The following is a 9016-nucleotide window of genomic DNA, read 5'->3' as shown; positions in this document are numbered from 1 at the left end:
ACGGGCAGTCCACCGGACCGCCCGCCAACGGCTCGGCCCAGTCCAACCCGGACCGAGTACCCTTCGCGGCCTCGGCGGCCGCTCACCTCGCCTACGGGCAGTCCACCGGACCGCCCGCCAACGGCTCGGCCCAGTCCAACCCGGACCGAGTACCCTTCGCGGCCTCGGCGGCCGCTCACCTCGCCTACGGGCAGTCCACCGGACCGCCCGCCAACGGCTCAGCCCACTCCAACCCGGACCGAGTACCCTTCGCGGCCTCGGCGGCCGCTCACCTCGCCTACGGGCAGTCCACCGGACCGCCCGCCAACGGCTCAGCCCACTCCAACCTGGACTGAGTACCCTTCGCGTCCGAACCGAATCGGCCCGGCCGCGAGACGTCAGGACACGGCGATCGTGGTCAGCAGCGCGGCATGGTCGGAGCCGTCGATGTCGACGACCTCGCACCGGCCGGTCGCGATGCCCCGGTCCACCACGACGTGGTCGATGCCGGCGAAGCGCGGCACCCACGGGCGGTCGGCCGGCCAGGTGAACGCGAGGCCCTGCCCGGACTGCATCACCGCGTCCGCGAACCGGTCGCCGAGGAAGTCGCGGAACGGCGCGTGGTCGACGGTCGCGTTGAAGTCGCCCATGAACACGTAGCGCGTGTCGGTGTCGGCCCTCATCAGCGCCAGGTCGTCCAGCGACCGCTTCCACATGTCCCAGTAGCCGGGCACCGGGGCCGTGGTGTGCACGGACACGAAGCGCACCGCCGCGTCGCCGAGCATCACGGTGCCGCCCGGCATGAACGACGAGACGGCGTTCACGTCGTCGGCGGACGGATCGATCAGCGGCGAGGCCGACCAGATGCCGTTGCCGAACACGCCGTCGGAGGACGACACCTGCGCGTAGGGCAGATAGTCGCCGATCCCGGCCTCATTGAGCGCCTGCACGAACGCGTCCGTCGTCTCCTGCAGCGCCAGCACCTCGACGCGCTCGCCGCGCACCGTCTCGACGATCCGCGCGGGGTCCGCGTCGCCGCGGTACACGTTGAGCGTCATCACCCGGGCGTAGCGGTCGGTGATGTCCGCGGCCGGCTCGGCCATCGCGGCGAGGGCCGCGTCGGGTAGCTGCCGGCGCGCGACGAAGAAGGGGTACTGCCACCAGACCTGCAGCCCGATGCACGCCACGGCCAGCAGCGCCACGATCCAGCGGCGCGATGCCAGCGCGCACGCCAGCGACAGCACGGCCGGGATCACGAACCACGGCGTGGCGGACACCACGACCGGCACGTACGGCAGCGCCTGAAGCCCGGCCGGCAGCGCCCGCGCCGCCACGCCGACCAGCGCCACCAGCGCGAACACCCCCGCCAGCACCCGCAGCAGGGTGCGCCACGCACCCGTGCGATTAGTACGTCGAGTCGAGGAACGGCGCGCGCCGTTCGCCTGAGCTGATGCCATCACGTCCTCCCATCCGATCCCTCAGACCATACCGTACCGGCGGGCGGCGCGGCCATCATCCCCGCGAATCATTCCGTTTCCCTTACGCGGCCGGACGCAGGCATGGCGGCGGCCCGCGACCGTCCTGGGACGGGCCGCGGGCCGCCGTCGTTGGGGCCGGAGCCACGCCCGGCGCGGGCCGGACTACAGGCCGACCACCCTGACGCGCTCCCCGACGGGCACGACCGTCTTCTCGCCGGCGGGCTCGACGACGTCGCCGAAGGGCATCTGGGCGATCAGGCGCCACTGCCGGGGCAGCGCGAACTCCTCGCGCACGGCCTCGTCGATCAGCGGGTTGTAGTGCTGCACGTTGGCCCCCAGGCCCGCCTCGGACAGCGCGGTCCACACGGCCAGCTGCAGCATGCCGTTGGCCTGCTCCGCCCAGACCGGGAAGTTGTCCGCGTACGTCGGGAACCGGGCGGCCAGGTCGTCGGTGACGGCGGTGTCGTCGAAGTACAGCACCGTGCCGTGCGCGGCGTCGAATCCGGCGATCTTCTCCACGGTCCTGCGGAACGCCTCGTCGTCGGACACGACCTTGCGCAGCGACGCGAGCACGATGCTCCACAGGTGGTGGTGGGCCTGGCCGAACAGCACCACCGCGCGCTGGGACTGGGAGTTGAACGCGCTGGGCACCTGCACGGCGACGCGCTCGACCAGATCCACGATCTCCCGGTCGGCGAGCTTCGACGTGCCGGCGAGCGCGTACCGCGAGCGCCGGGACTCCAGCGCGTTGACGAAATCGGACATGATGGCCTCCTAACCATGGGCTGCGACGGCGATCGATGGCGGCGCCCCGTCTCGGGCCGCCGCGCGGCCCCGGGGTCGCCCGCCGTCTTGCGCACCACGTTACCGTCGCCGGACTCGGCGGCGCCTTGATGTTCACCGCAGGAATACTGTGAGCTGCATCACCGTGCCGCCGCGCGCCGGAACGCGGCGCAAGGGGCGCGCACCCGGCGACGCCCGCGCGGGGCCATGCCGGTTTCCCGGCCCCTGCGCCGGGCCGGTACGGCGCAGGGGCCGGCGCGTACGGTCCATGGCGCGACACGGCCGGCCCCGCTGTGACATACCTCACATATGCCGCGCATGGCGACGCCGGCCGCGCGCATCCCGATCCGCCCGCGGGGCCCGGCGACGGGGACGGCGGCGAGCCCGGATCGCCGTTGCCGCAGGCCGCGTGAACGCCACGCATACGCCGCGTCCACGCCACACGGATCGGGGGCCGTCCGCGCCCGCGAGCCCCGCGCCGATTCCTCTGTGAGAGGAATGCCGATGCGCCGAACCATGTGCTACCGTGGCACCCATGAATTTCGTGCTCTGTTGTTGTCGCTGAACGCCGCACCCGCGCCGGGTGCCCGACCGTGGTGTGTCACGGACGTGCACGGCCCGCGTTCAGTCGATTCATAGCATGCAGAGCCTCAGGCCGCCGCGTCATCGCGGCGACGTCACGGCGAATCGCCGATATGGATCTTCCCCGCCCGTTGTGCCGCAGGCGCATGATGCGCCCCGCCGAACGCACCGGTCACCCGGCGCGGATTCGTTCCCGCACACAGCCAATGTCATCGATTCATCGTCCCAATCCATCCATCGACCTCATGTAAGGAAGATCATGCCATCGCAATTCATCGACTGGGCCGCCCTGGCGGCCGCCGTCATCGCCTTCGCCGCGCTGTGGTACCTCAAACGCACCCGCACCGCCGGATTCGGCCTGCGCGTCATCATCGCCACCGTGCTCGGCATCGCGCTCGGCCTGGTCGCCCAGGGCCACACGCAGTACGTCGCGGTCTTCGGCGCGATCTGGTCGCAGGTCATCGCCGCGCTCGTCGTGCCGCTGCTGCTGTTCAGCGTGTTCTCCAGCGTCACCAACCTCGGCGATTCGCTGCGGCTGCGCGGCATGGCGGCCAAGACCGTCGTGTTCCTGCTGCTCAACACGCTCACCGCATCGCTGCTCACCCTGGGCCTGGCCAGCGCCTTCCGCATCGGCGTCGGATTCCAGTTCACGATGCCCACCGACTACCAGCAGCGCGAGGTGCCCGGCGTCATCGACACGATCATCAACCTGTTCCCCTCCAACCTGATGGCGAACTGGTCGGCCAACCAGGTCGTGCCGGTGGTGCTGTTCTCGCTGCTCGCCGCCATCGCCTACACGGCCGTGGCCGCCACCGACTCCGGCCGCGAGACGGTCAGGCCGTTCAAGGCCGTCATCGACGCCGGCGACGCCGTGCTTTCCAAGGCCACGCAGATCATCGTCGGCTTCACCCCGTACGCCGTGCTCTCCCTGATCGCCTCCGCGGTCGGCTACAACGACATCCTGACGCTGCTGCCGCTGCTCGCCGTGCTCGGCGTCGCCTACCTGTCGATGGCGATCCAGATGTTCGTCGTCCAGCCGCTGATCCTGACCGCCGCGACCCGCCTCAGCCCGCTGCGATTCTTCCGCATGTTCTGGCCGGCCGGCATGGTGGCCTTCACCTCGGAGAGCAGCATCGGCACGATCCCGGTCACGGTGCGCCAGCTGCGCTCCGCCGGCGTGCCGGAGGACACCGCCGCGTTCGTGGCCGGACTCGGCGCCAACCTGGGCATGCCGGGCTGCGCGGGCATGTGGCCGACGCTGCTCGCGGTGTTCGCCATCAACGCGCAGGGGCTCGACTACACGCCGTGGCAGTACCTCATGATCGTCGTCCTGACGCTGCTGGTGTCGATCGGCACCGTCGGCGTGCCGGGCACGGCGACCATCACCGCCACCTCGCTGTTCGCGGCCGCCGGGCTGCCCATCCCCTTCATCGCCATCGCCCAGCCGATCTCGCAGATCGTCGACATGGGCCGCACCGCGCTGAACGTGGCCGGCGCCGCCAACACCGCCGTGATCGTCGCGGCGAGCGAGCGCCAGCTCGACCTCGACGCCTACCGCGGCGTCGCCGGGGCGGTCGGCGGGAACGCCGACGACCGTTCCCCCGCCGATTCCGACCAGGACGGCACGGACACCGCCGAGGCCCCGGTCCAAGGCGATGCGGCGCCCGCCGCGCCGGTGCCGGCCGCATCGGGCGTGCCGCAGCTGCACCTGGCCCGCGCCGTCGAGCAGGACGACGAGATGTGCGGCATCGGACTGCCGGGCCGCGGCTGAGCGCGGCCGCCATCGGCCCGACGCCCCATCCGCCCGTGGCGCGCCGGCCGGCCCACCTCCGCACGGATACCGGCCGGCACCGCTCCCGGCGCGCCACCGCGATCGCCGCGTAGGAACCCTGCGGTTCCCGCGCGGCGATCGCCGTATCCGGCGCCCCTCACCTGCCGCCCCTCACCTGCCGGCCCGCGCCGCCCGGCGCCTCCGGTTCCATGGGCATCCTCTTCGCAGCCACTCGCCCCGGCCCCATGCCGCCCGGCGGCGCGATGCACATGACGCGCCGCCCGCCGGTGTTCCATTCCGCCGGGTCAGGCTGTATAATGACTCTTTGCGCCCGGGTAGCTCAGTGGATAGAGCACCGCTCTCCTAAAGCGGGTGTCGCGCGTTCGAATCGCGTCTCGGGCACCACGAACCCTTGGAATCACCGCGTTCCAAGGGTTTTTCGCTATCGGCGGGGATCCTCCGGCCGCTCCGGCCGCTCCGGCCCCTCCGCGCCGCGCGGGTCCCGCGGCTCCCCATCGGCCTGCGCCCCGGCGCCGGTGATCTCGCCATACAGCCGCTCCAGCCGCTCCCGGCGGGTCGCCTTGGCGAGCTCGCACTCCCACACGACGATGACGCGCCACCCCATGGCCTCCAGTTCGGCGTGCTGCCGCCGGTCGCGCTCCCGGTTGCGCAGCAGCTTCGCCGACCAGAACTCGACGTTCGACTTGGGCATCGCGTGCTTGGCGCAGTCCTCGTGCATATGCCAGAAGCAGCCGTTGACGAACACCACCGCGTGCCATTTGGGCAGCACGACGTCGGGGTGCCCCGGGTAGCGACGGTCGTTCTTGCGGAACCGCAGGCCTCGGGAGAACAGGTAGCGCCGCACCATCACCTCGATCGAGGTGTCCTTGCCGCGGATGTGCGACATCGTGTAGCTGCGCGTGCCCCGCTCGTACTTCTCCTCGCGGGCGGCGCGACGGGTGCCGCTCCGGCCCGCCGCCGGCCGGCGCGCCGACTTGCCGGAGGACGCGCGCGTCGCCCCGGCCGGGGCCGAGCCGACTCCGGGCGTGGGGGTGGCGTCGGTCGTACCGTCGGAATCGTCGCGCTGCATGGTCACGCCACCATTATCGCATCGCCGCCGCCGGCGCCCCGGCACCCCCGTGCGGCCGCGGCCCCGCCGGCGGATCCGCCCGGCCTGCGCGTAGACTGGGAGCCACGGCCGGCCGCGACGGATGCGGCCGGCGACGACAGGGTTCCAAGGAGGAACGATGAGCAGACTCAACGGTCGGCGCGCCCAGGCCGAGGCCGAACATCTCAAGGTGAACGTGGCGATTCTCGGAGCCGGGCGCATCGCCCACTCGATGGCGTCCACGCTGGTCGCGATGGCGGGCGACCCGCGCTACCGCGACCTCGTCGCGCCGTACGCGGTCGCCGCGCGCGACGGCGGACGCGCCGCGGAGTTCGCCGCGAGGTACGGATTCCCGGTCTCGTACGGGTCGTACGAGGAGCTGCTCGCCGACCCGCTGGTCGACCTGGTGTACATCGCCACGCCGCACAGCCTGCACGCCGAGCAGGGCGTCATGTGCCTGGAGGCCGGCAAGAACGTGCTGGTCGAGAAGTCCTTCACCGCGAACGCGGCGCAGGCCCGCGAGCTGCTGGACGCGGCGCGGCGGACCGGGCTGCTGTGCACCGAGGCCATCTGGACGCGCTACATGCCCTCGCGCGCGATGATCGACGACATCGTGGCCTCGGGCGTCATCGGCGAGGTCAAGGCGGTGAACGCCAACCTGTGCTACCCGGTGTCGGGCAAGGCGCGCATGACCGACCCGGCGCTGGCCGGCGGCGCGCTGCTCGACGTCGGCGTATACCCGCTGAACTTCATCGACATGGTGCTCGGCCCGCGGCCGATCGCCGGGATCGATGCCACGATGGTGCCGTACGAGACCGGCGTGGACGCGCATGATTCGATCACGATCCGCTACGAGGACGGCACGATGGCCGCCGCGCAGGCCTCGATGCTGGTGTCGTCCGACCGCGGCGGCTACGTCTGGGGCACGGAGGGCTACATCGTGTGCCGGAACATCAACAACGTGGAGGGCATCGACGTGTTCGACGCGGACCACAAGCTGGCGGCCCACCACGACGTGCCCGCGCAGCTCACCGGCTACGAGTACCAGGTGGCCGACGCCGCGAACGCGATCCTCGACGGCCTGACCGAATGCGCGGCCATGCCGCACGCGGACACGCTGCGCATCATGGAGCTGATGGACTCGATCCGCGGCCAGTGGGGTCTGTCGTACCCGTTCGAGTGAGCGGCGGCCGCCAAGGCCCGGTTCACGGGATCCGCGCCGCGCATCCTGTGAACCGGACGGCACGGCATCGCACATGAACGAACATCAGCCAACGGCGGCATTCCGCCGTTCGGTACGGAAAACGAACAAAGGGCCGGTTCACAGGATCATCTCGCCCGATCCCGTGAACCGGCCCTTCGCCATACCTCGCCGTCCGACGGAGCCACGGCCCCGACCGACGCTCAGCGCCGGAGCGCCCTGACCTCGCAGGCCGCCTCGCCGTCCAGTTCGAACACGCCGTGGTCGCGCGGATCGTAGGCGAGCATGGCGCCGGCCTGCTCGCCGTCGTTGACGAACACCTCGATGACGCCGCGGTCGTAGAAGACCTCGACGCGCTCGACCCTGTCCACGCGCGCCTCGCACACGACGCCGTCGCTGGACGCGCCCCGGCTGACGCACCGCACGATCCCGTTGCGGCAGGTCATGCGCCAGGACGCCTCGCCGGTGTCGCACAGCGTCGCTTCGAAGTCGCCGTCGGGGCGGATGTCCGCGTAGTAGGCGTTGCCGGGAACCCGCCAGATGCCGCCGTCGCCGGCCTCGATGCGCTCGCCGACCAGCCGGTCGTACACCTCGGCGACGGGCCGGGCGACCAGCCGGCCGTCGCGCACATGCAGCTCGCGCGGCAGCGACATCGCGCCGTTGGCGCGCCCCTTGGCCTCGCGGCGCACGCCGCACCAGTCGGCCAGCCAGCCGATGCAGATGCGCCGGCCGTCGTCGTCGCGGAAGGACTGGACCGCATAGAAGCAGTCGCCGAAGTCGACCCAGCCGGAGCGCGCGACGGTCATGCGGTCGCCGTCAACGGCGCCGACGTACCAGCGGATCGGCTGGAAGGCGCCGCCCTCGGTGCGCACATGCATGATCGCGCCGACGACCACGTCGGCGCCGTCGAGCGGGAAGGCGTCGGGGCATTCGAAGGTGCGCCCGATCTGGTAGCCGCGCTCGACCAGCAGCGGCCCGGCGTACTCCCAGGCGTCGTCGCGCAGCTCCGGCGTGGCGTTGCGGTAGACGACGACCGCCGGGATGTGCGCCATGTCGGCCCGCTCCTCGCCGGCGGCGCCGTCGGCGCGCGTGGTGAACCAGCCGCCCTCGTGGTCGGCGGAGACGCCCGGGGCAGGCGCCTCGGGCACGGCCGAGGACTCCAGGAACGTGGCGACGGCCATCACCGCGCCGCCGTCGAAGCCGGTCTCGACCTTGGGGTCGCGGAAGTCGAAGCCGACATGCTCGTCGGGGCGGTCGACGATGCGGGTCTCGGGCCCCGGGACCAGGCCGTCGGCGCTGGTCAGCGTGCTCTGGTACTCCAGGGCCACCTCGTTGTCCCTGCGTGCGCTGTGCCGGGTCAGGTAGAAGCGGATCGCCGCGGCGTCGTCGCCCGGGCACGGCCGGCCCTCGGCGTCCACGGTGACGGCCGAGCCGGAGAACGCGCCGCCGGCCGTGTTGCGGTCGGCGTGCAGCTCGCGCTGCGGCTCCAGGAACACCGGCAGGTGCGTCCAGTGGACCAGGTCGCGGCTGACGGCGTGCCCCCAGTGCATGTTGTCCCAGCCCCAGCCGTAGGGGTTGAACTGGTAGTACATGTGGTAGCGGCCCTGGAAGCGGCACAGGCCGTTGGGGTCGTTCATCCAGTGCTCCGGCGGCTCGTAGTGCACGGCCGCGCGGCAGGGGGCGGGCGTCGCGTCCGCGCCGTCGCCGGCGGTGACGGCGCCGGTCTCGCCGTCGAGCACGCGGATGCCGCGGTCGAGGATGTCATCGCCGCCCATCAGATACACGTACGGCAGCATGGCCGCGGAACCTTCCAGCGTGTAGCGTTCCGCCGGCGCGATGTCGAACGTGATCCGCTGACGGAAGAGGTCGGCGTCCATGACGCGTTCCTGGACGCCTCCCCGGGAATCGGTCAGGCGCAGGGTCGGGGCGCCCTGCCCGTCGACGCGCTCGACGAACAGATCGAGCGCGGTGTAGCCATCGGCGTCGAACCCGAAGCTTACGGAGCCGGTGTGCTGTGTTGCCGTCATGATGATGGTTCCTTTCCACTGGAATGTGGTGTGGTTGTGGGTCTGATGGGATTCGGCGGCCCGATTGCCGGAGATTCGGCAAGATCT

The 9016-nt window shown here is 71.6% G+C and carries 7 protein-coding genes and 1 tRNA gene; 4 read left to right on the top strand and 4 right to left on the bottom strand.

Features of this window, described 5'->3' with window-relative positions:
* Positions 1-335, top strand: a 335-nt coding sequence (locus KIH73_RS06350; protein ID WP_219081688.1) for a hypothetical protein, incomplete at its 5' end; no start/stop codon positions are given.
* A gap of 42 nt (positions 336-377) precedes the next feature.
* Here KIH73_RS06350 and KIH73_RS06345 read toward each other — a convergent pair.
* Complete coding sequence (locus tag KIH73_RS06345; protein ID WP_219081686.1) at positions 378-1436, bottom strand: endonuclease/exonuclease/phosphatase family protein; 1059 nt, start codon at positions 1434-1436, stop codon at positions 378-380.
* Between the two features lie 183 nt (positions 1437-1619).
* Positions 1620-2222, bottom strand: coding sequence for a nitroreductase family protein (locus tag KIH73_RS06340; protein WP_219081683.1), 603 nt, complete (start codon positions 2220-2222; stop codon positions 1620-1622).
* 859 nt (positions 2223-3081) lie between these two features.
* On the opposite strand from KIH73_RS06340, the gene KIH73_RS06335 reads away from it, so the two are divergent.
* Entirely contained in the window at positions 3082-4593 is a 1512-nt protein-coding gene (locus tag KIH73_RS06335; protein WP_219081681.1) for a dicarboxylate/amino acid:cation symporter, read from the top strand.
* A 329-nt stretch (positions 4594-4922) separates the two neighbouring features.
* Positions 4923-4998, top strand: a tRNA-Arg gene (locus tag KIH73_RS06330).
* A gap of 37 nt (positions 4999-5035) precedes the next feature.
* Here KIH73_RS06330 and KIH73_RS06325 read toward each other — a convergent pair.
* Positions 5036-5500 carry a very short patch repair endonuclease gene (locus KIH73_RS06325; RefSeq protein ID WP_236022631.1) on the bottom strand — a complete coding sequence of 155 codons (465 nt, stop codon included), beginning with the start codon at positions 5498-5500 and terminating at the stop codon, positions 5036-5038.
* A 340-nt stretch (positions 5501-5840) separates the two neighbouring features.
* Here KIH73_RS06325 and KIH73_RS06320 point away from each other — a divergent pair, with 340 nt between their 5' ends.
* Positions 5841-6884, top strand: coding sequence for a Gfo/Idh/MocA family protein (locus tag KIH73_RS06320; protein ID WP_219081679.1), 1044 nt, complete (start codon positions 5841-5843; stop codon positions 6882-6884).
* Positions 6885-7105: 221 nt separating this feature from the next.
* On the opposite strand, the gene KIH73_RS06315 is transcribed toward KIH73_RS06320, so the two are convergent.
* Positions 7106-8929, bottom strand: a complete 1824-nt coding sequence (locus KIH73_RS06315; protein WP_219081677.1) for a glycoside hydrolase family protein — start codon at positions 8927-8929, stop codon at positions 7106-7108.
* Between the last annotated feature and the right edge of the window lie 87 nt (positions 8930-9016).

It is taken from the genome of Bifidobacterium phasiani (assembly GCF_019331775.1).
Lineage (GTDB): Bacteria > Actinomycetota > Actinomycetes > Actinomycetales > Bifidobacteriaceae > Bifidobacterium > Bifidobacterium phasiani.
This window is presented reverse-complemented; position numbering and strand designations above follow the sequence as displayed.